The sequence below is a fragment of the Aurantimicrobium minutum genome (assembly GCF_029894165.1).
Taxonomy (GTDB): Bacteria; Actinomycetota; Actinomycetes; order Actinomycetales; family Microbacteriaceae; genus Aurantimicrobium; species Aurantimicrobium minutum_A.
The window spans coordinates 1,285,220-1,307,842 of record NZ_JARXXU010000001.1 but is presented as its reverse complement, the minus strand read 5'-3'; the positions used below and the strand labels follow the sequence as shown (position 1 = coordinate 1,307,842).

Below are 22,623 nucleotides of genomic sequence, written 5' to 3'. Positions count from 1 at the left end.
AAAGAATACCTATCGTGGAGCAGTTGTGATGACCGCCACGTGGCGGTGCATCGGATGAAGATTAAACGGCCTGCGAGAAACCCATCTCCGCATCAGCTAAGTGGCTGAGGCTCTCGGGGATTTCACGACCCTTTGCGCGCATGGATTGGGCATAGAGCCGGCCGGCTCGGTAGGAGGAGCGCACCAATGGTCCAGAGAGCACGCCGAGGTACCCAATGCCTTCTGCTTCTTCCTTGAGCTCGACGAACTCTTCGGGATGGACCCAGCGGTCAACCGGCATGTGGCGTGCGCTGGGGCGCAAATACTGAGTAATGGTGATGATGTCCGTACCCGCATCGAACAGATCCTGGAGAGCCTGGCTCACTTCTTCGCGGGTCTCGCCCATGCCAAGTATGAGGTTGGACTTGGTAATCATTCCGGCGTTACGTCCCTGGGTAAGCACATCCAGTGAACGCTCGTAGGTGAATGCGGGGCGCACGCGCTTGAAAATGCGTGGCACTGTCTCTACGTTGTGGGCAAAGACCTCGGGGGCAGCGTCAAAAACCTGAGCTAAATGTTCAGGATTACCGGAGAAGTCTGGAACCAAAATCTCCACTCCAGTGTTGGCATTTTGTTGGTGAATTTGGCGAATGGTTTCGGCATACAGCCAAGCACCTTCGTCTTCTAAGTCATCACGAGCAACACCGGTGACTGTGGCGTAGCGAAGATTCATCTGCGCGACAGATTCACCAACGCGACGTGGTTCGTCGCGGTCAAAAGCAGCTGGCTTACCCGTGTCGATTTGGCAGAAGTCACACCGACGTGTGCACTGTGATCCACCGATGAGGAAGGTTGCTTCGCGGTCTTCCCAGCATTCGTAGATGTTGGGGCACCCTGCTTCTTGGCACACCGTGTGGAGGTCTTCGCTCTTCACCAGCTTTTGGAGGTGCTGATATTCAGGACCCATCTTGGCCTTGGTTCGAATCCATTCCGGCTTCTTTTCGATCGGGGTTTCGCTGTTGCGAACCTCGAGGCGAAGAAGCTTACGTCCGTCAGCTGACATGTACGTCCTCAAAATAGTGAGTAAAAAGTCGAGTCACAGTGGGGATAACGTCTCCCGGGGTGATGTTTCTTCCCGCTACCTGAGAAAGCGTTGTTGCTCCGGCATCGCGGATGCCGCAAGCGACGATGTTTTCGTAAGCCTGGAGAGAGTTGTTGCAGTTCAGCGCAAAGCCATGCATGGAAACGCCTTCACTAATGCGAATACCGATAGCGGCTACTTTGTCAGGGGACACTCCACGGTTGACCCACACGCCGGAACGGCCATCTACTCGTTCACCAGTTACACCGAATTCGGCTGCGACATCTATAAGTAACCCTTCGATGGTGCGGACATATGCCACAACATCCATCGGTTCTTGGAGACGAGTGATGGGGTAGCCCACAAGCTGCCCTGGTCCGTGCCACGTGATTTTGCCACCTCGGTCCACATCAATCACTTCTGTGCCGTCCACGGGTCGCTCAGAATCTTCTGTGCGCTTACCGGCGGTGTAGACAGACTGGTGTTCGAGGAGAAGTAGCGTGTTGGGGCGTTCTCCGCTCACAACTTGACGATGAATCTCGCGTTGGGTTTCCCACGCATCGCGGTAGGCAACAGCGTCATCTCCGAGACCGAGAATGACCACATCCAACATTGCTCCAGTCTATCGCTGTGCTCCAAGTGCTCTTCCACACATAAAACTCAGGAAGTATGACCCACAACCACCTCCTAGCCTGGGTTATCCGTGCCAGCTACGCGCCACACTTCTGCTATGGATTCAGATAGTACAAAACGCAAGTTTCTCGGCTATGTGGTGACACACTATTCGTCGTTTGCAGACATTCTGCACGGCGAAGCAGAACTTAATGGGGAGCAAGTCTCCCATCAGCTCTCGCGGTGTATCCGGAGAGAGAACGCCTGCGATGTAGGGCGCGATGAGGGTAATGAGCTGGTGTGGGTTCATCCCGAAATACTCGAAGATAACAAACCACGCGCAACCCTCCACTTTTCAGCTTCTGACAGCATGACTCCTTCGATCTTTGATCCTCCTCAAGAACACGTGCCGAGAGTGTCAGAATTACACGAAACAGTTGTCAGTAAGCAAGATGGTGCTCACTCAGTCTGGGAATTACTTCGTCGAATTCCTCGCAAAATTCTCTTCGCTGCCGGAGTGGGAGTTATTGCAACCGTGGTCGGGATGACATTGATCAGTTCACCTCACCCTGATCAAGAAAGTGTTCCGGTTGCTATCGATCCTCCAAGAACAGAAGTCACTATTCCCGCGGATGAACCCGAGCAGGCAGCGATCGACTTTGTTCTATCTGGCCAAGTGGAGGGAGTCGGGCTGGGAGAAGGAGTAGCTAAGGATCAGTTGTCGGCGCATGTGGTCAGTCGCAGCGGAGAGATTGTTCTGGTCGAGGTGCAACGCGATGCTGCGGGGAATTTAACGACATTCGCCACGCTGCTCCTTCAGAAATCAGGAGCGGCGTGGCGAATACGTCAGGTCTTCGACCCGAAATAACTAGATGCCGAGGTCGGCTTCGAACGCACCCTCTTCGAGGCGTTCCTTGATTGCACCAAGGAAGCGCGCAGCATCAGCACCGTCAATGATGCGGTGGTCGTAAGACAGAGCCAGGTAAACCATTGAACGAACGGCGATAACTTCTTGACCGTCCACGTTGAGGACCACCGGACGCTTGGTGACAACACCGGTGCCCAAGATGGCTAGCTGAGGCAAGAACACAACAGGTGTGTCGAACAGCGCACCACGTGAGCCAGTGTTGGTCAGTGTGAAGGTTCCACCTGCGAGTTCATCAGGCTGCAGCTTGTTCTCGCGAGTACGCTCTGCAACATCCGCAATGGCCTGAGAGTACTGCGCGATGTTCAACTTGCCAGCGTTCTTGACCACCGGGGTCAGAAGGCCACGCTCCGTGTCAACAGCAATGGAGACATTTTCGTAACCGGGGTAAACGATGTTGTCACCATCTACAGTGGCATTGATGACAGGGAATGCCTGAAGGGCTTCCGTTGCTGCCAGTGCGAAGAAGGGCATGAAGCTGAGCTTGCCGCCGGTTGCCGCAACAAACTGGTTCTGAACGCGCTTGCGCAGCTCTGCCACGCGAGTGACATCCACCTCGACAACGCTGGTGAGCTGAGCGGTGCTCTGCATGGAAATCACGGCACGCTCTGCAACAACCTTGCGCAAGCGGGTCATCGGAACGCTGGTTCCGCGCAGAGGTGAAACAGCCAGGGGAGTGCGAGCTTGAGGAGCGTTAGATGCGCCGCCACGTGCGGAGAGGACATCCTCTTTGCGGATGCGGCCACCGATGCCGGTGCCCACAACGGTATTGAGATCTACGCCATTTTCGTTCGCAAACTTACGAACGATAGGGGTGACATATCCGGCGCTGCTCGAGTGAGAAGCTGCAGGGGCTGCAGGGGCTGCAGGTGCTACGGCAACAGGCTGGGGCGCGACAACAGGAGGCGCAACAACAGGATGCGCTACAACAGGAGGCGCAACTACGGGTGCAGCAACTACGGGTGCAGCAACTACGGGTGCAGCAACTGGCTCAGGTGCAGCAACGGGTGCTGCTTCAGCTGCGGGAGCTGCCGGGGCGGCGCCAGCACCAGAACCATCACCGATGTGAGCGAGCACAGTGCCCACGGCTACGGTCTCGTCCTCCTGAACCAGGATTGCTTCAACAACTCCTGAGATAGGGGAAGGGATTTCGGTGTCAACCTTGTCGGTTGATACTTCGAGTAAAGGCTCATCGACCTCTACGCGGTCACCGACGTTTTTGAGCCACCGGGTAACGGTGCCTTCGGTGACGCTTTCACCCAGTGCGGGGAGGCTGACTGACTCGCTCATGAAATGTTTGTCTCCTTGATAGCTGCTGCGTTGAATAGCTTACTAATGCTGCGCAGTTCTCTTACAGCGTGTGAAGTGGCTTGCCAGCCAAGAATAGGAATGCTTCACCCAAAGATTCGTTCTGAGTGGGGTGAGCATGCAGCAAAGGTGCAATGTCTTCGGGGTGTGCTTCCCAGTTGACAACGAGCTGTGCTTCACCGATGAGTTCGCCAACGCGAGCACCAATCATGTGAACACCGACAACGGGGCCGTCCACGACACGAACCACCTTGACGGAACCGGCGGTTCCGAGGATTTCGCTCTTACCGTTACCTGCAAGGTTGTAGTCGTACGAGGAGATCTTCTCAGCGCCGTACTGTTCAGCAGCCTTGGCTTCAGTCAAACCAACGGAGGCAATTTCTGGCTCACAGTACGTGACCTTAGGGATGTTGACATCACTGATGACAACAGGGTTGAGTCCCGCGATTTCTTCCGCAACAAAGAACCCATGCTGGTAACCGCGGTGGGCAAGCTGCAGGCCAGGAACAATGTCACCAACGGCATACACTCCAGGGATGTTGGTTGCGAGGCGCTCGTTCGTGATCACGTAGCCGCGATCCATGGTGATGCCGACTTCTTCGAAACCGCAGCCGGCGGTAGCAGCACCACGTCCAACTGCAACGAGGAGGAGATCAGCCTCAACGGTTTCGCCGCTTTCTAGGGTCACTACAACACCCGAGTCGTTCTGGGTCACACCCTGGAACCGAACGCCAAGCTTGTAGTCGATTCCACGCTTGCGGTACGCACGCTCGAGGGCTTTTGAAATGCTTTCTTCTTCGTTTGGAACGAGGTGAGGCAAGCCTTCAATGATGACGACTTCAGCGCCAAAGCTCTTCCAGACAGAAGCGAACTCCACACCGATGACGCCACCACCCAAGATGGCAACCTTATTGGGAACGTAGTTCATTTGGAGTGCGTGCTCGCTGGTGATCACACGGCCACCGATTTCGAGTCCAGGCAGTGACTTGGAGTAGGAGCCGGTTGCTAGAACGATGTTTTTGCCCACGATCGTGTCTGCACCCACAGCAATAGTGGTGGGGGAGACAAGGCGTCCTTCACCTTCGATGACGGTGATGCCACGTGCCTTGATGAGGCCCTGCAAACCTTTGAACTTCTTCGAAACAATGCCTTCGCGAAATGCATTGACTGCATCCATGTCCACGCCGTTGAAGCTGGAGTTGATGCCGCAGATGTGGCCTTCGCGGGCTACATCGGCCACTTCGGCAGCGTGCAACATGGCCTTGGTGGGAATACAGCCCACGTGAAGACAGGTGCCGCCGAGCTTGTTTTTCTCGATGAGTGCGACGTTCATCCCGAGCTCGGTTGCGCGGATGGCAGCAGAATAGCCACCACTTCCGCCGCCCAGTACGACAAGGTCAAAGTTGAGTTCAGCCACGTTATTCTCCTTTTGAGAGGGTACGTTCACGCCGTGTGGACGTGAAAATCCTGCGTTACTTTCGGTGAAGTTAACCTCATTGAGACTACTACGCCGAAGCGTAGGTCTCTGCGAGGTTAAGAAGAGTTCTGACTGCGACCCCTGTTGGGCCTGCTCCGGTTACGCCATACGCAGCGCCTGCGTTGTTTGCAGTATTGGCTATGTCGAGGTGGACCCAGGGGATCTGTGGAGCATCCTCCTCATCAGAAGTTTTCCCAATGAAGTCCTTCAGGAATGTGGCTCCTACCAGCATTCCTGCAGCAGTATTGCCTGGTTTGACGTTAGCGATATCGGCCACATCAGAGTTCAAATATGCACGTAGTTCGTCAGGCAGGGGCATGTGCCAGAACTGTTCGCCAGCTGAAGTACCGAGTTCCATAAGCTGGGAAATAATCTGAGCATCACCCATGGCGCCGGTGTAGCGGGTACCAAGAGCAGTTGTGGCTGCACCCGTCAAGGTAGCCATGTCAATGATGATGTCTGGATATTCCTCGCTAGCTGCAGTTAGACCGTCTGCAAGTACGAGGCGCCCTTCGGCATCAGTGTTGAGAACCTCGACAGTTTTACCACCACGAATGGTCAGCACATCATTGGGTCGGATTGCTGTACTGGAGGGCATATTTTCTGCAAGGCACAACCACGCGGTGATCTTCACACCCAGGCCAAGCTGAGCCGCAGCGCGAATGATGGCCAGTGTCGATGCAGCGCCGGTCATGTCGTATTTCATGCCGATCATGCCAGCGCCGCTCTTCAAAGACAGGCCACCCGTGTCGAAGGTGATGCCTTTCCCTACGAGGGCAATAAATGTGGTGGCACCCGTGGGGGAATACTCGAGTTTCATCATGCGTGGGGGGCGAGAAGACCCCTGACCCACACCAACAATTCCGCCAAAACCATCTTTGGCAAGTTTCTTTTCGTCCCACACAGTTACTGCAAGGGGCAAACCTTTGACGGCAGCTTCTGCGTGCTCGACAAAAGAAGCGGGATACATATCGTTCGGGGGAGTATTTACCAAGTCTTTGACTAAAGACAAAGCCTCTGCCACGACACGGGCACGGTCAACAATGGTCCCGTCTAAATTGCCAGAAATGACGGTTATTTCAGTAATTGATGTTTTAGGGCTAGGGGTCGATTTGTACGAGTCGAAGGAATACGTCCCGAGGAGTGCTCCTTCTGCAATGGCAAGAGTTTCCTCAGAGGAGTGAGCATTCAAATCAATCGCAACAGAAGGGTTCCCTTGGAGGCGACGGACAGCGGAGGCTGCCGCATTGCGCAAAATTGCGGGAGTCAACGGGTCAGAACCCAAACCGACGACTGCGATGATGCGGGCAGGGTTAGTGGGGTCAGTGATTTTTGTCAGGGCGTCTGTGGCCCCAGAAACATCCAGAGCAGTGACCACTGGGTGAAGAGCTGAAAGATCTTCGGAAGAGATCAGTTCGATCTGTTTCTTAACCGACCGTGCCCCCACCACGAGAACAGAATCTGACGGAGCTACGACGGAAATAGAAAGCTGAGGAATGGTCACGAAGTCAGCTTAGGTTGCAGTAGTCCGCTGGCTCAGACTGCCACGCGTGCAAAACCCGACAAACAACCGAACATAGACTGAAGCTATGTCCGAGAGACCCAGCCTCCTCACTTACGTGCTTGAACCTGCTCAAGTTCCGCGTGGACTACCTCTGGTCGCTGGACTCACAGGTTTTGCAGATTCCGGTTCTGCGGTCACTGCTTTCACCGACTACATCGTGGACACGATGGATTCAGAAGTCATTGCGGTCTTTGATGCAGATGAGTTGCTCGACTACCGCGCTCGCCGACCCATCATTTATTTCGACCAAGATCACCTCACTGGTTTTGAGCCACCCATGTTGGCGTTTCATCTCGTCCGAGATGAAATCAACAAACCATTCATCCTCTTGACGGGCTATGAACCAGATTTTCGCTGGGAAGCATTCTCGACTGAAGTTCTCAACTTCATCGAACGCTTCGATGTTTCTTCAACCACGTGGGTCCACTCGATTCCCATGCCCGTCCCTCACACCCGTCCTATCGGGACGACCGTGAGCGGCAACAGGGCAGATCTCATTGAGCAATACTCCGTTTGGCGCCCACACACTCAAGTCCCCGCAAATGCGATGCATTTGGTGGAATACCGATTGCAGGAGATTGATCATGAAGTTGTGGGATTCGTTCTACTCGTGCCTCACTACCTCGCAGATTCAGAATTCCCTGCGGCGGCGCTGACTGCCCTTGAAAGCATCAGCTCGTCCACAGGATTGATCTTCCCGACAGATCGCCTGCGTGAAGAAGGGCGTGAATTCATCTCCAAAATTGATGAGCAAGTCCAGACCAATGAGGAGCTCAGCAAACTCGTCACTACGCTCGAACAGCGTTATGACTCGTATATGAAAGACAATGCACTTCGTTCACCCCTGACGGATCTCGAAGGTGAGCTCCCGACGGCTGATGAAATCGCAGCTGAACTAGAAGAATTTCTTGCGTATCGTCGTGGTACGGAAGAGCCTGGCGACATGCGATAATAGAAACCGGACCCAGTCTTTCCCTTCCAAGGGGACTTGACAAGGGTCCTAGTTATGCCCCCGAACAGGAGAAATCTGCTCATGGCAACAGACAAGACCCCTCAAAAGAAGTCACGCTTCGCGTCCTTCTTCAGTAAGTCCAAAGATTCTGTTGTCGAGCCTGCTCCGGAAAGTGCTCCCTCAGTGAAGGCTCCTGCCACGAAGACTCCTGCTCCAAAAACTGCTCCTGCAAAGGCTCCTGCAAAGGCTCCTGCTGCTAAAACACCTGCAGCCAAAGCAGCTGCAGTAAAAGCACCGGCAAAGGCCGCTGCTACGAGTAAGGTTCCTGCTGCGAAGGCCGCAGCTCCTAAATCCGCTCCTGCCACGAAGGCTGCGCCGGCGGTAAAGGCCACGGCGAAAGCATCGACTAAGGCTCCCGCTGCTAAAACTCCTGCAACTCAAGCAGCTCCAACAAAGGCTTCCGCGGCTAAAACTCCTGCAGCTCAGGCAGCTCCAGCAAAGGCGTCTGCGAAAGCCCCTGCGAAAGAGCCTGCGAAAGCGCCTGTCACTAAGTCGGTTCCCGCGAAAGCTGCGACCGCAACCAAGACTCCTGCCAAAGCAGCGACCAAAGCAGTAGCAGTTGAGGAAAAACCAGCTACGAAAGCTAAGAAGCCCACCAAGGCCGAATTGGAAAAGATGGCTAACGCTCTCCTCACTGCAGAAGAAGCTCCTGAAGAGATCGCTCCTAAGCGTGGTCGTGGCCGGGCTAAGGCTGTAGACGCTGAGGAAGAAGACGAAGGAGACGTCGAAGAGGTCGTTATTGAAGCAGTCGTCATCGACGTTGTGGATGAAGATGCCGCCGAGGAGGACGAGGACAAGCCTGCACGATCAGCGGTTCTTGAAGAGCCTCTCCCCACTGGTGCACTAGTACTTTCCATGGCAGATGATGAAGATGACATCCCTGTCATTTCAACTGCCATTACCGGTGCAACTGCTGACCCTGTCAAGGACTACCTCAAGCAGATTGGTAAAGTCCCACTCCTCAACGCAGTTGAAGAAGTGGAACTCGCCCTTCGTATTGAAGCTGGTTTGTTTGCTGAAGACAAGCTTGCAACAACCAAGAGCATTCCTAAGCAGCTCGAGCGTGAACTTCGCTGGGTTGCCCGTGACGGTCAGCGCGCAAAGAGCCATCTCTTGGGTGCAAACCTTCGTTTGGTGGTCTCCCTTGCCAAGCGTTACACCGGTCGTGGCATGCAATTCCTGGACCTCATCCAGGAAGGTAACCTCGGTCTGATCCGTGCGGTGGAGAAGTTCGACTACACCAAGGGCTTCAAGTTCTCGACCTATGCAACCTGGTGGATTCGTCAGGCCATCACTCGTGCCATGGCTGACCAGGCTCGAACCATTCGTATTCCGGTGCACATGGTTGAAGTCATTAACAAGCTTGCTCGTGTTCAGCGCCAGATGCTGCAGGACCTCGGACGCGAACCGACTCCTGAAGAACTCTCACGTGAACTCGATATGACCCCTGAAAAGGTTGTCGAAGTTCAGAAGTATGGCCGAGAGCCCATCTCTCTCCACACGCCCCTGGGTGAAGATGGTGACAGTGAATTTGGTGACCTCATCGAAGACACCGAAGCCGTTGTTCCCGCAGATGCCGTTGGCTTCACCATGCTTCAAAAGCAGTTGGAGTCACTCCTGGACTCGCTCTCTGAGCGCGAGGCAGGTGTGATTCGTATGCGCTTTGGTTTGGGTGATGGCATTCCCAAGACTCTGGACCAGATTGGTGACACTTTTGGTGTGACCCGTGAACGAATCCGTCAGATTGAGTCAAAGACGATGGCGAAGCTTCGCCACCCTTCGCGTTCACAGTCACTACGTGACTACCTCGAATAAATCGAGAGTTTAAACAAGTTCAGGCCCGGAAGAATTTCCGGGCCTGAACGAGTTAAGTCGTAAGTGTTAGATCGAGCGATCGTTTGCTGCGTGTAGCTTCGCAGTTTCATCATGCCACTCTGCGCCGAGACCAGTGAGCTTGTCACGGTGTTTGGTGGCGTGGTGTGCGCAGAATAGGAGCACGCCCCCGGCGGGCATGGTTGCGCGAACATATGCCTGTGCACCACAGCTGTCGCAGCGGTCTAGGCCGGTCAGTTCGTTCTGGGCCCCGGTTGGTGCAGCCTCAGTCGTTGCTGTGGTCATCTTTTGCTCCTTGGGTGTGTAAAGAACTACTGATGACATATAACCATGAACCGCTGGGAATAATGCCGAGTTGTGTAGGTATTTCGCTGACCGCGTATCAGTAAGGTGACGCGTGCCTCCGGGCTGATTGGCCCCAAACAAACTACTGTTCAAGAGCGCCACGAAGTAATTGAGGAGTCGCGTGAGTTCATCTGAGTATTCCGCTCGCCATCTGTCCGTTCTTGAAGGACTTGAAGCGGTTCGTAAGCGTCCCGGTATGTATATCGGTACTACCGACTCACGTGGCCTCATGCATTGTCTGTGGGAAATCATTGATAACTCCGTAGATGAAGCGCTCGGGGGACACGGCAGCACCATCGAGATTCAGCTCCACAAAGATTCCAGCGTGGAAGTACGAGACAAGGCTCGTGGTATTCCCGTGGATGTGGAACCCAAAACGGGGCTCACCGGTGTGGAAGTAGTGTTCACGAAATTGCACGCCGGTGGAAAATTCGGCTCTGGTTCATACGCTGCCTCCGGTGGTCTCCACGGGGTGGGGGCCTCTGTTGTAAATGCTCTGTCGGAACGACTGGATGTTGAGGTCGATCGAGATGGAAAGATCTGGGCGATGTCCTTTCGTCGCGGTGAACCGGGTGTGTTCGATGACAGCAAAGGAATTGCACCGAACAATCCCTTCACACCTTTTGAAGATGGCAGCACGCTCACAATCAAGGGCAAAGTTGCCAAGGGTGTCACCGGTACTCGCGTGCGTTATTGGGCAGATCAACAAATCTTCACTCCCGGAGCCACCTTCCAAACAGAGGACTTAGCTGCCCGGGCTAGGCAAACCGCCTTTTTGGTCCCAGGCCTGGAAATGCAGATCACGGATGAGCGGGGACCTGAAACACTCGTTTCTGCTTTCAAGTTCTCCGGCGGAATTAGTGAATTCGCCGATTACTTGGCTCCTGACAACGCCGTGACGGACACGTGGCGTCTGACCGGTGAAGGGAACTTCACGGAGACTGTTCCAGTCCTCGGTACTGACGGCAACATGACCTTGGCAGAGGTTGAACGCAGTTGTGGCGTAGATATTGCATTGCGCTGGGGCACCGGTTATGACACCGCCGTCAATAGCTTTGTAAATATCATTTCCACGCCCAAGGGTGGAACCCACCAACAGGGCTTCGAACAGGCTTTGCTCAAAGTAATCCGTGCCCAGGTTGATGCAAATTCTCGCAAGCTCAAGGCTGGAAACGACAAGGTCGAAAAGGACGATGTTCTCGCCGGATTGACTGCTGTTGTGACTGTTCGTGTTCCTGAGCCGCAGTTCGAAGGGCAGACCAAAGAAGTTCTGGGTACCCCTGCTGTCAAAGCCATTGTTGCCTCCGTCGTGCAGAAACAACTCACGGCGCGTCTCACTTCCACCAAGCGCGATGACAAGTCACAATCTTCGCTGTTACTAGAGAAGATTGTTTCCGAAATGAAGAGCAGAATCTCTGCTCGGACACACAAGGAAACTCAACGACGCAAGAATGCGCTAGAAACGTCGAGCCTGCCCGCCAAGCTTGTGGACTGCCGCAGCAACGATGTGGAACATTCCGAACTGTTTATCGTGGAGGGTGACTCCGCGCTGGGCACGGCCAAGCTGGCTCGCAATAGTGAATATCAAGCACTTTTGCCGATTCGAGGAAAAATCCTTAACGTGCAGAAGGCCTCTGTTTCCGACATGCTCAACAACACCGAGTGCGCTTCGATCATTCAGGTCATTGGAGCGGGCTCTGGTCGCAGTTTTGACCTTGATGCTGCCCGCTATGGCAAGGTCATACTGATGTCGGATGCCGATGTTGATGGTGCCCATATTCGTACCCTGTTGCTGACGTTGTTCTTCCGCTACATGCGTCCCCTCATTGAGGCTGGACGGGTTTTTGCCGCCGTTCCACCTCTGCACCGTGTGGTTGTGCTCAACCCGGGAACGAAGCCCAACGAGACTGTTTACACCTACTCCGAAGCAGAGCTTCAATCCGTTCTGGCTGGACTCGCCAAATCAGGCAAGCGCTACCAAGAACCTATTCAGCGTTACAAGGGTCTGGGTGAGATGGATGCTGACCAGCTCGCAACGACAACGATGGATCGCGCTGCGCGCACGTTGCGCCGTGTTCGGGTGGAAGATGCCGCCATGGCAGACACCGTCTTCGAGTTGCTGATGGGCAACGACGTTGGCCCACGGCGAGACTTCATCATTGAAGGTTCAGCGGGGATGACCCGCGACCGCATCGACGTTTAGTTCACTGCTGCTGCAACGAAGGCAACGTCACCGTCCAGTAGCGTGCCAGAAGCGTCGCGCTTGGCACGTTCTGCGGGAAGTTCTCTCGGCATGCCATCGAGTGCCGACGCACGAGGTGTGCCCACACCTACCCAGCCCACGGCAAGCGCATCTTCGCCCTTGAGGAGCGTTTGTGCACGCACACCGCCTGTCCCGCGGCCCTTAGCGGGGAATTCCGTCAGTGCCGAAATCTTTGCTCGGCCAGCATCGGTGCCCAGCAGGGTGTTGAGGCTCGTGGACACCGTGACCACCTGGGCGCCTTCCTGCGGTGTTGCACCAAAGAAGATGACCTGAGATCCGTCCGTGACACGAACGCCTGCCATGCCTCCAGCTGTGGCGCCCTGTGGACGTACAGCGTCAGCAGTGAAGTGGAGGAGTTGAGCATCAGAGGTGATGAAGACAAGTTCATCGGTTTCCGCAGCGGGTGCCACACCAACCACACGGTCAGAATCCTTCAGGCTGATGATGGTGTTTCCAGACTTTACGGGGAATGCATCAGCTTGAATACGTTTAACCACGCCTTCTGCGGTTCCCAGGGCATAGGTCGTGTCCCCCCCGAGTGTGACGAGCCCAATAATCTTTTCGCCGGACTCGAATTCGATGTAGTCGCCCGCGTTGACCGCAGCAGCTAAGGAGACGCTCGAGGCGGGAACTCCTGGAAGTGAGACGGGGGAGAAGTGGACGAGACGACCAGTGTTCGTCACCGCACCGAGTTGTCCGCGGCGCGTGGTGACCACGTTAGCCACGATGCCGTCATGTGCTGTGCGATGTGTTCCCTGGCTAATCTCATCGGTGGGCTCTCCCAAGTCGACGCGAGCTAAACGGCCGCTGGCCGAGAGAAGAATTCGACAAGGAGTGTCCTCGAGCTGCAACGCAGCTGGTTGTGCAGCGGCAACGCGAGCCGCGGTAGTTGTCGGGGCCACGGTTGAGGTGGACAGCACCGTGCGGCGGGGTGTGCCCAGCGTGCGCGAGACTTCTGCAAGTTCATCTGCAACGACATTGATGAGTTTGCTGTCGCTGGCCAAAATTGCTTCCAGGGCAGCAATTTCCTTGCGGAGCGAGTCTGCTTCAGCCTCTAACTCAACCCGTGAGAATTTAGTGAGTCGACGCAGACGCAATTCCAAGATGTAATCGGCTTGCGCGATGGACAGTTCAAAAACATCCATCAGACGTGCACGTGCTTGCTCCGTGTCATCACTGTGGCGGATCAGCTGGATGACGTCGTCAATATCTACGATGGCAATGAGTAGCCCATCGACCAAGTGAAGTCGTTCTTGACGTTTGCGCAGTCGATGCTGGGAGCGGCGCAGTACGACCTGCTTGCGGTGATCCACATACACCGACAGCATTTCCCGCAAACCCATGGTTTGGGGACCACCGTTGACGAGAGCGACGTTGTTGATACTGAACGAGTCTTCGAGGGGGGTGTAGCGGTAGAGCTGTTCAAGGACAGCCTCTGGATCAAAACCAGTTTTGATTTCGATAACGAGTTTGAGGCCGTGGTGTCGGTCAGTCAAGTCGATGACGTTGGAAATACCACTGAGCTTTTTGCTCGTCACACCATCCTTGATTTTGTCGATGACCTTCTCCGGCCCGACAAGGTAGGGAAGCTCAGTCACTGTGATTCCGGTTTTTCGCGGGGAAATACTGCCGATACTCACACGGGCGCGGGTGCGGAAACTTCCACGTCCTGTTTCGTAGGCTTCCCGTATTCCATCAAGACCCATGATGATGCCACCACTGGGCAAATCCGGCCCTGGAACAAAAGCCATCAGTTCATCCAGCGACGCCTGCGGATTGCGGAGGAGGTGGATGGATGCTTCAACTACCTCAATGAGGTTGTGGGGAGCCATGTTGGTGGCCATACCGACCGCAATGCCGCTTGCCCCATTGACCAAAAGGTTCGGATATGCCGAGGGGAGAACATCTGGCTGCTGGAACTGGTTGTCGTAGTTGGGAACGAAATCTACGACGTCTTCATCCAGGTTTGCTGTCATGGCTAGGGCTGAGGCAGCAAGTCGGGCTTCGGTGTAGCGGGCCGCTGCGGGGCCATCATCTAGTGAGCCAAAGTTTCCGTGGCCATCGATGAGGGGTAGGCGAAGTGAAAAGTCTTGAGCCAGACGAACCAAGGCGTCATATATGGACGCATCTCCATGTGGATGCAACTTCCCCATGACTTCGCCGACGACACGGGCGGACTTCACATGACCTTTGTCCGGACGCAACCCCATCTCACTCATCATGAACAAGATGCGTCGTTGAACCGGCTTGAGGCCGTCACGCGCATCAGGCAGTGCGCGGGAATAAATAACCGAATAGGCATACTCCAAGAAGGAGTCCCGCATCTCCGTAGAGACATCAATATCATCGATGCGTTCTATTGCAGCAGGCGAAGAAGAGGTGGGGGCCATGGGTGTGTACTTTCGTCCGAACCGAACGTCAGAATCACAACTGGCTTGGGGCGCAACTATGGCAGACTGACGTCGATGTCACTCATGCTACCGAGCCTCAATTCTGGCCAGTCGAGCCTTGCCGACGTGTTGCCAAGTTGCTTTGCTGCGTTGGGTGCGCAAGCGTTTCCTAACACGTTGAATCTGCCGTCAGTTCGATCTGTTGTTGTCGTGGTGGTGGACGGTCTCGGAGTGCAGAATCTCGCTCAGGTATCTGCGCATGCGCGCTATCTTTCTGCTCTCGGTGGCAAAGCGGACACCATTCAAACTGTGTTTCCGAGCACCACCGCCTCAGCACTGGCCAGCCTGACAACCGGGACCATGCCGGGTGTACACGGCATGTTGGGATATCGAATCAAGGACCCTGCCACGGGGCAGGTGATCAATCAGCTGACAGGAATTTCTTCCCTGCATGACCCGGCCCAGTGGCTGGGAGCTACCCCCCTCTATGTGGCCGCACGTGAGGCCGGTATGCAACCGGCTATTGTCGCGCATCCACGATTTGCTGATACTCCGTTGACAAAGCTTATTCACCATGGTGCCAACCACGTACCGGCTCGAACTCTCGATGAACGCATTGCTGCGGTGCGCAAACTTGTATGTGAACCTGGTTCGCAACTGATTGTTCTGTATATTTCGGAACTTGATGAGTGTGCCCATAACAAGGGGGTGACCAGTTCAGACTGGGCTATGTTGTTGGAATCAGTCGACAGTGCGCTGAAAACTTTGGTGGCCTCTTTGCCTGATGATGTAGGTGTTCTGATTACAGCCGACCACGGGGTCGTAGATATCCCGGACCACAAACATGTGTTGTACGGGGATGATCCTCGCTTGATAGAGGGCATTTCCGATGTTGGGGGAGAACCCCGCTGTCTGCAGCTTTATTTTGAACGAGACGCCTCTTCAGAAACAAAGGCTAGGGTGCTCTCAGCTTGGACAGAAGATATGGGCGGTATTGCCTGGGTCATGACAAAAGAAACCGTCATGACACAAGGGCTGTTGGGCAATATCTCTGAAGGTAATGTCGAACGCATCGGTGATATTTGGGTTCTCGCTCGAAAAGACGTCGTTTTCTATGACGCCCGCGACACCGCGCTGAAAGGTCGGTCCATGATTGGCCAGCACGGTGGAATGTCGGCAACAGAACTTACGGTTCCGCTTTTGCGGGCAGGCGGATTTAGCTAGGCCGGATCGTCGTCGGAGCGAGTTCCGAACACAATGTCGTCCCAGGAGGGCATGCTGGGACGCCCATTGCGACCCACCTGCTTGGAATCATTGCGGCTAACCTCACCCGTGGCCTGAGGAGCCTCGGCTAGAGAGTCAAGCTCAAAAGGTTCTGTGAAGTTGAGGGTGGCATCAAAATCAACTGTCTCCGCCCGAATCACAGTGTCATCGTTGGGAACATTCTGAGGTCCTGTTGCACTACTGACCTCATCACGAAGCCACGCCGGAGTGGTATCCCGGTCATTTCGACGCTTACGCAGCGCTTCAAGTAAGTCAGCAGTGGGGCTGTGATCGCGGGTTTCCTCAGGAATAAGTTCAGAAACTCCGGACGGAACAGCAGATAATTCGAAAGTGGCGTTTACCTCGTCACCCAGGGTTTCCGCGGGAGCAGTGTCTGCACGTTGTTCTGTCGCAACGGCACGGAGCTTGGGGATGAGTCCGGTTGTCAGTTCCCCACGCTGAGAGAGGGTAGAAGCATCACTATTGACAGGCGCCAGCGTTCGCTTGCGTGGTTCAAATGACCAGCGCGCGTCGTGGTCGATGCCATTGGCCGTGAATTCGAGTTTCACAATCCAGCTGCCGTTATCTTCTTTCCAGGTAGCCCATCGTTCTCCAGAAGCCTGAAGAGCATGGAGCCGGTGCGTAATCACCGTGCCAAACGCGGTGCTCAGTGAGCCCGTCTCCGTTTCTATGGTTGTTTGTGTCGGTACAGCAAGAGAAGAAGAAATGATGAATTCACGTTCGGCAAGGACGGGAGTTTCGAATCGTTCGATGAGATCGATTGAGGCGCCAGTTAACGCAGCAATCTCGTCATTGGAGAGACCGGCACGCAAGTGTGCCTGGATGTCCTTGGGGGAGACGCGAGGGCCATCAGACTCGTCACGCTTGTGACGCAGGCGACGTAGAGAGGTTTCGTCCACGAGGACTCGAAACTCTTCTCCCTCATCGCCAGAAACGATGAGCGTAGCTCCGTCGACATCGACAACTTTGAGTTCTCGCATAACAGTGTGCTCCTTGGCCAAATTCTGTTGAATTGAGAATTCCACGAAATTCACAGAATTCCCTGCAGCAACAGGGCGTGCCGGCCTATTGGTTTTCTCAACGGCAACACGCCACAGAGGTTTTTGTGTTTCTGTCGTCTATGGGGCAAACTGTCCGCGCCGGGGGATTTGAAAAACCGGTGACTATGAATTTGGGATATACACATGGCGACTGACTACGACGCACCGCGTAAAACTGACAACGACGACACTGAATCTATCGAAGCGCTCAAAGAGCGTGTCCCCGACAAGCTCTCTGGCGCGGTAGATGCTGAAGACGCTGACAACCCTGGTGGTTTTGAGCTCGGTGGCGCAGATTTGTCTGATCTCGAACTCGACGTTGTCGTGCTTCCACCTCAGGAAGACGAATTCACGTGTGTGAGCTGCTTCCTGGTGAAGCACCGCTCACAGGTTGACCACGAAGAGAAGCTCGGTCCTGTCTGTAAGGAATGTGCTTTCTAGGATTTAACGAACTCAGGCCGGGAGAAATCCCGGCCTGAGTTGTTTAACATCAGATGGTTAGCGTGCACGCAGTGCTGCAACCAGCTCCTCTGGTTTCCGCGAGGAAAAGAGCCAGTAGGGCGTGGGATCGTGGGAGTCTGTGATGTCGACGCGAACAACAGGGTTAATCCATCCACGCAAGAAGATCCATGCTCGGGCGTCTAGCTGAGTTCCGCGTGCTGCGACCGCATAATCACCAGAGTATGCGCTGACCGCACCGATGAGTTCACGGGAAATATGTGCTTTACCGACACGAAGTTCTGTCTCCGTCACCGTAATGACGGGAGACGTCGTCACCATGGGGATCACGATAGCGACGTAGACAACGATAGAAAGGATGATTCCGAGTGTCAGGCTGAAAGGAGCCAGCACCAAGATGGTGGTCGGAATCATGAAGGCTGCAATGAGGTACATCCACGCAGAGGGACGTAATACTTCGCGAAACGTTGTCATACCTCTATTCGACCACTGATTGTGGGCTACCCTCGACACGTGGCCGAAACAGTTGAAGTTCTCATTTCTGCAAAAAACGTTCCCGTGTATGCGCACCCTGGTGATGCAGGAGCTGATTTATCGTCAGCCGAGCAACTTGTGCTCGCGCCAGGACAGCGCGCAACAGTGGGCACAGGAGTTTCTATCGCCCTGCCGGCGGGATATGTCTCTTTCATTGTTCCCCGCTCAGGGCTTGCATCTAAGCACGGAATTACTGTGGTCAATTCGCCGGGCACCGTGGATGCGGGGTATCGAGGAGAAATCAAAGTAACCTTGCTCAATACGGATTCAGACCACGAATTCGCTATCGCTGTCGGTGACCGCATCGCACAAATGATTGTGATGCCGTGTGCTCAGGCACGATTTGTTTCAGTAGAAAAACTTCCAGAGAGCGAACGTGGAGATTCCGGTTTCGGATCCACGGGGCTCGCAGCACACGCGGAGAGTAAATAATGTCCGGACCTATATCTGACGCCAAGAGCGCACCCGCGGATCGTGAAACGACCGGACCCTACGATGAGTCCGAAGTGAGCGGTGTTCGCCCCTGGGTGGATCTCGGTGCACTCAAGCTCATCCCACGTGAGGGGCTTAACCTCCGACTCGAGGTTGAAGAGGGATCTGGTCGAGTTGTTGCAGTGGGGATGGATTACTTGGGCTCCACTTTGCAGGTCCAGGCATATTCCACGAGCCGCTCATCAGGCCTTTGGCATGAGGTGCGCAATCAGCTTGCAGAGCAAATTGTTGCTCAGGGTGGCACTGTCACCGAAGCATTGACCGAACTTGGTCCCGAACTTCAGGGTCGCGTACCCGCAGTTGTTGAGGGTTCTCACGTGTTGCAGGATGCTCGCTTCATTGGTGTGGACGGGCCCCGCTGGTTCCTCCGCGGTGTGATCGCCGGGCCGGCAGCAAAGGACCCTGAACAGGGCGCGAAGCTTGTTGAACTTTTCCGAGACATTGTCGTCGTTCGCGGACAGCAGCCTATGCCTCCTCGTGAGCTTCTCCCTTTGCGGGTGCCTGAACAAGCTTCTGGTATCGCGCCCACGCAGCGATAGTCATGACAGACAAAAAAGGATTAGCGGGACTCGCGTCACAATTAGAACCTGAAGAAGGCGCCCCACACCCGCTCTGGCGGGCAATGGGTGGTGTGTTGGGTCTTGTCGAGACGGTTGTTCCAGGACTCGTTTTTGTGATCACGTTTTCGCTGACGCTCAACCCCTGGTTGGCTATCGGCATCTCGGTTGCAGTGTCTGTGTGTTTTACCGCATATCGCCTCATTCGCCGTCAAGCTGCAACGCAGGCTCTGGTTGGTCTCGCTGGCGTCGTTGCCTCTGCGGTGCTGGCTTTGATGTCGAACAGACCTGAAGACAATTTCGTGGTGGGCATGCTCACCAACGCCGGGTACGGACTTGTGTTCCTCATCTCCATCCTTGTTGGCTGGCCCATTATCGGTGTTGTGGTGGGGCTCATACGGGGAGAGGGAACGAGCTGGCGACAGAACCGCCACCACAAGCGCGTGTATACGGGCGTTACGGCGATGTGGCTGTTCATGTTTGTTCTGCGTCTTGCTATTGAGTACCCGCTGTATGCCAGTGGCAATGTTGCTGGTCTGGGTGTGGCCAAACTTGTTTTAGGTCTCCCGTTGTACGTTCCAGTCTTAGCCCTGACGTGGCTGATTGTGCGCTCTCTTTACCGGGAAAAAACAGCACCCGCCAAATAAAGAACTACACAAATTTCTCGCTAAGATATATCTTGATATCGAGAGACTTTTGGTCCTCACCGAGATTGGGGACTAATTCCCTGAGTAATCCGCCTAGTGGAGGAGCAGCACGTGTCGGCAGTAAACAGCTTTGGAGCCAAGAGCACTCTTGACGTCTCGGGAAAGTCTTACGAGATTTTCCGCTTGGATTCGGTTGAAGGTCACGACAAGTTGCCCTACAGCCTCAAGGTTCTGTTGGAGAACCTGCTGCGCACCGAAGACGGCGCCAACGTCACTGCAGAGCAGATCAAGGCTCTCGGAAGCTGGGTTCCCTCTGCAGAACCTGACACTGAAATTCAGTTCACTCCTGCTCGCGTCATCATGCAGGACTTCACCGGTGTTCCGTGTGTCGTTGACCTTGCCACGATGCGTGAGGCAGTGACCGAACTCGGCGGAGACCCCACCAAGATTAATCCCCTCGCTCCTGCCGAGTTAGTAATCGACCACTCTGTTATTGCAGACCTCTATGGTTCTGCCGATGCGCTCGAGAAGAACGTGGAAATCGAATACGAGCGCAACGGTGAGCGCTACCAGTTCCTTCGCTGGGGCCAGACTGCTTTCGATGATTTCAAGGTTGTTCCTCCCGGAACCGGTATCGTCCACCAGGTCAATATTGAATATTTGGCACGCGTCACGATGGCTCGTGAAGTTGCTGGCGTGCTGCAGGCTTACCCCGATACCTGTGTGGGTACCGACTCTCACACCACCATGGTCAATGGATTGGGTGTCCTGGGCTGGGGCGTGGGTGGCATCGAAGCCGAAGCAGCAATGCTTGGTCAGCCTGTTTCCATGCTCATCCCTAAGGTAGTGGGCTTTAAGCTCTCGGGTTCCATCCCTACTGGTGTAACCGCAACCGACGTCGTGTTGACTATCACCCAGATGCTGCGCAAGCAGGGCGTCGTGGGCAAGTTCGTCGAGTTCTACGGCCCCGGTGTTTCCTCCGTTCCGCTGGCAAACCGTGCCACCATCGGTAACATGAGCCCTGAGTTTGGCTCTACGGCAGCTATGTTCCCTGTGGACAGCGTCACTCTGGACTACCTGCGTTTGACCGGCCGCTCTGAAGAGCAGGTTGCTCTTGTCGAGGCATATTCGAAGGCCCAGGGTCTCTGGTTCGATCCCTCGAACGAGCCCAACTTCTCTGAATATATGGAACTTGATCTCTCGACGGTTGTGCCTTCGATCTCTGGTCCCAAGCGTCCCCAGGACCGCATTGAGCTGACCAAAGCGCAGACTCAGTTCGCTGAAGATGTGAAGAACTACACTCACGGTGACGCGGTCAACGTCAGTGTTGACGGGGGAGAGCCCTTCGAGCTCAAGAACGGTGCGGTCACCATCGCTGCGATCACCTCCTGCACCAACACCTCCAACCCTTCGGTCATGCTGGCAGCTGGTCTCCTGGCTCGTAACGCCGTCAACAAAGGCCTCAAGACGAAGCCTTGGGTTAAGACCACCCTGTCTCCCGGCTCCAAGGTAGTCACCGACTACTACGAAAAGGCAGGCGTTACTCCCTTCCTCGACCAGCTTGGCTTCTACCCTGTTGGATATGGCTGCATGACCTGCATCGGTAACTCGGGTCCACTCAAGGACGAAATCTCTGCTGCCATTAACAACAACGACCTTGCCGTAACTGCAGTTCTCTCCGGTAACCGTAACTTCGAGGGTCGTATCAGCCCCGACGTCAAGATGAACTACCTCGCAAGCCCCCCTCTTGTTATCGCGTATGCACTTGCAGGATCCATGGACTTCGATTTCGAAAAGGATGCACTCGGAACTGGTTCCGATGGCAACCCCGTTTTCCTCAAGGACATCTGGCCTGACACCGCTGAGGTCGAGAAGGTCATTGGAGAATCCATTGACACCGCCATGTTTGACCACGAGTACTCCTCGGTGTTCAACGGTGATGAGCGCTGGCGTAATCTGCCCACTCCGACTGGTGCGACATTCGAGTGGGATGCCAAGTCGACCTATGTCCGCAAGCCTCCTTACTTCGAAGGCATGAAGAAAGAAACCACTCCAGTAACCGACATTGCAGGTGCTCGCGTGTTGGCAACCCTGGGTGACTCGGTGACAACCGACCACATCTCCCCAGCTGGAAACATCAAGGCAGGCACCCCTGCGGCTGTCTACCTCGACCAGCACGGAGTTGCACGTGCGGACTACAACTCCTACGGTTCTCGTCGTGGAAACCATGAAGTCATGATTCGTGGAACCTTCGCGAACATCCGTCTCAAGAACCAGCTTCTCGATGGCGTCGAGGGTGGCTACACCCGCGACTTCACTCAGGCTGATGGTCCTCAGTCCTTCATCTACGATGCCAGTGCCAACTATGAGGCTGCAGGAACCCCTCTGGTTATCTTTGGTGGCAAAGAATATGGTTCTGGTTCATCTCGTGACTGGGCAGCTAAGGGAACCGCTCTTCTTGGCGTGAAAGCAGTTATTACCGAAAGCTTTGAGCGTATTCACCGCTCCAACCTCATCGGTATGGGTGTTCTTCCTCTTCAATTCCCCGCAGGTCAGAGCTGGGCTTCGTTGGGACTTGACGGTACTGAAATCGTCTCCATCGCTGGTGTTGAGGAACTCAACAACGGCGTGACGCCCAAGACTGTTCGTGTGACGGCTATTCCGTCGGAAAACTCTCCCGCAGGGAAGAAGACCATCGAATTTGACGCAGTAGTGCGCATCGACACCCCTGGTGAAGCTGATTACTACCGCAACGGTGGAATTCTCCAGTACGTCCTGCGTTCGCTTGTCGCTTAGTCGAGAGATTAACAGCACGAATCTT

At 54.9% G+C, this 22,623-nt stretch carries 19 protein-coding genes; 10 read left to right on the top strand and 9 right to left on the bottom strand.

All coding sequences use genetic code 11. The features are described from left to right. Positions 1-61 precede the first annotated feature (61 nt). Together lipA and lipB are read right to left on the bottom strand one after the other, a co-directional pair. Positions 62-1,042, bottom strand: a complete 981-nt coding sequence (gene lipA / locus M2119_RS06555) for a lipoyl synthase (protein WP_280804134.1) — start codon at positions 1,040-1,042, stop codon at positions 62-64. Next, positions 1,032-1,673 (bottom strand): lipoyl(octanoyl) transferase LipB, encoded by a 642-nt coding sequence (gene lipB, locus M2119_RS06550; protein WP_280804133.1) that lies wholly within the window; start codon positions 1,671-1,673, stop codon positions 1,032-1,034. The genes lipA and lipB overlap by 11 nt, the downstream gene beginning before the upstream one ends. 117 nt (positions 1,674-1,790) lie before the next feature. Between lipB and M2119_RS06545 the strand changes: the two genes are divergently transcribed. Next, positions 1,791-2,540, top strand: coding sequence for a hypothetical protein (locus M2119_RS06545; protein WP_280804132.1), 750 nt, complete (start codon positions 1,791-1,793; stop codon positions 2,538-2,540). On the opposite strand, the gene M2119_RS06540 is transcribed toward M2119_RS06545, so the two are convergent. The 3 genes from M2119_RS06540 to M2119_RS06530 all read right to left on the bottom strand — a co-directional run bounded on the left by M2119_RS06540 (position 2,541) and on the right by M2119_RS06530 (position 6,886). After that, positions 2,541-3,887: a 2-oxo acid dehydrogenase subunit E2 gene (locus tag M2119_RS06540; protein WP_280804131.1), complete on the bottom strand. Its 1,347-nt coding sequence runs from the start codon at positions 3,885-3,887 to the stop codon at positions 2,541-2,543. 61 nt (positions 3,888-3,948) lie between these two features. Continuing rightward, complete coding sequence (gene lpdA, locus M2119_RS06535) at positions 3,949-5,322, bottom strand: dihydrolipoyl dehydrogenase (RefSeq protein WP_280804130.1); 1,374 nt, start codon at positions 5,320-5,322, stop codon at positions 3,949-3,951. Between the two features lie 88 nt (positions 5,323-5,410). Beyond that, positions 5,411-6,886: a leucyl aminopeptidase gene (locus M2119_RS06530; protein WP_280804129.1), complete on the bottom strand. Its 1,476-nt coding sequence runs from the start codon at positions 6,884-6,886 to the stop codon at positions 5,411-5,413. 85 nt (positions 6,887-6,971) lie between these two features. Here M2119_RS06530 and M2119_RS06525 point away from each other — a divergent pair, with 85 nt between their 5' ends. Continuing rightward, on the top strand, positions 6,972-7,898 hold the full coding sequence (locus tag M2119_RS06525; RefSeq protein ID WP_280804128.1) for a proteasome assembly chaperone family protein: 927 nt from the start codon (positions 6,972-6,974) through the stop codon (positions 7,896-7,898). Between the two features lie 81 nt (positions 7,899-7,979). Next, positions 7,980-9,773 (top strand): RNA polymerase sigma factor, encoded by a 1,794-nt coding sequence (locus tag M2119_RS06520; RefSeq protein ID WP_432418502.1) that lies wholly within the window; start codon positions 7,980-7,982, stop codon positions 9,771-9,773. A gap of 66 nt (positions 9,774-9,839) precedes the next feature. Here the strand turns inward: M2119_RS06520 and M2119_RS06515 are convergent, their stop codons facing one another. Further along, positions 9,840-10,076, bottom strand: coding sequence for a DUF7455 domain-containing protein (locus M2119_RS06515; protein ID WP_280804127.1), 237 nt, complete (start codon positions 10,074-10,076; stop codon positions 9,840-9,842). Between the two features lie 181 nt (positions 10,077-10,257). Between M2119_RS06515 and M2119_RS06510 the strand changes: the two genes are divergently transcribed. Next, positions 10,258-12,339 (top strand): DNA gyrase/topoisomerase IV subunit B, encoded by a 2,082-nt coding sequence (locus M2119_RS06510; RefSeq protein WP_280804126.1) that lies wholly within the window; start codon positions 10,258-10,260, stop codon positions 12,337-12,339. Here the strand turns inward: M2119_RS06510 and M2119_RS06505 are convergent. Continuing rightward, a complete protein-coding gene (locus M2119_RS06505; protein WP_280804125.1) occupies positions 12,336-14,789 on the bottom strand; it encodes a DNA gyrase/topoisomerase IV subunit A in 2,454 nt (817 codons plus the stop codon). The genes M2119_RS06510 and M2119_RS06505 overlap by 4 nt on opposite strands. 75 nt (positions 14,790-14,864) lie before the next feature. Here M2119_RS06505 and M2119_RS06500 point away from each other — a divergent pair, with 75 nt between their 5' ends. Beyond that, a complete protein-coding gene (locus tag M2119_RS06500; protein ID WP_280804123.1) occupies positions 14,865-16,013 on the top strand; it encodes an alkaline phosphatase family protein in 1,149 nt (382 codons plus the stop codon). On the opposite strand, the gene sepH is transcribed toward M2119_RS06500, so the two are convergent. Beyond that, positions 16,010-17,053: a septation protein SepH gene (gene sepH / locus M2119_RS06495; RefSeq protein WP_280804122.1), complete on the bottom strand. Its 1,044-nt coding sequence runs from the start codon at positions 17,051-17,053 to the stop codon at positions 16,010-16,012. The genes M2119_RS06500 and sepH overlap by 4 nt on opposite strands. A gap of 204 nt (positions 17,054-17,257) precedes the next feature. Between sepH and M2119_RS06490 the strand changes: the two genes are divergently transcribed. Beyond that, positions 17,258-17,554, top strand: coding sequence for a DUF4193 domain-containing protein (locus M2119_RS06490; protein WP_280804121.1), 297 nt, complete (start codon positions 17,258-17,260; stop codon positions 17,552-17,554). Between the two features lie 57 nt (positions 17,555-17,611). Here M2119_RS06490 and M2119_RS06485 read toward each other — a convergent pair whose 3' ends face one another. Next, entirely contained in the window at positions 17,612-18,046 is a 435-nt protein-coding gene (locus tag M2119_RS06485) for a DUF3093 domain-containing protein (protein WP_280804120.1), read from the bottom strand. A gap of 39 nt (positions 18,047-18,085) precedes the next feature. On the opposite strand from M2119_RS06485, the gene dut reads away from it, so the two are divergent. From dut to acnA, 4 genes are all read left to right on the top strand, one after another. Continuing rightward, positions 18,086-18,538, top strand: coding sequence for a dUTP diphosphatase (dut, locus tag M2119_RS06480; RefSeq protein WP_280804119.1), 453 nt, complete (start codon positions 18,086-18,088; stop codon positions 18,536-18,538). Continuing rightward, positions 18,538-19,137 (top strand): DUF3710 domain-containing protein, encoded by a 600-nt coding sequence (locus M2119_RS06475; RefSeq protein ID WP_280804118.1) that lies wholly within the window; start codon positions 18,538-18,540, stop codon positions 19,135-19,137. The genes dut and M2119_RS06475 overlap by 1 nt, the downstream gene beginning before the upstream one ends. Positions 19,138-19,139: 2 nt before the next feature. Beyond that, positions 19,140-19,802, top strand: a complete 663-nt coding sequence (locus M2119_RS06470; RefSeq protein ID WP_280804117.1) for a DUF3159 domain-containing protein — start codon at positions 19,140-19,142, stop codon at positions 19,800-19,802. A 111-nt stretch (positions 19,803-19,913) separates the two neighbouring features. Further along, the gene (gene acnA / locus M2119_RS06465; RefSeq protein WP_280804116.1) at positions 19,914-22,598 is read left to right on the top strand and encodes an aconitate hydratase AcnA; all 2,685 of its coding nucleotides are present in this window, start codon (positions 19,914-19,916) and stop codon (positions 22,596-22,598) included. Positions 22,599-22,623 lie beyond the last annotated feature (25 nt).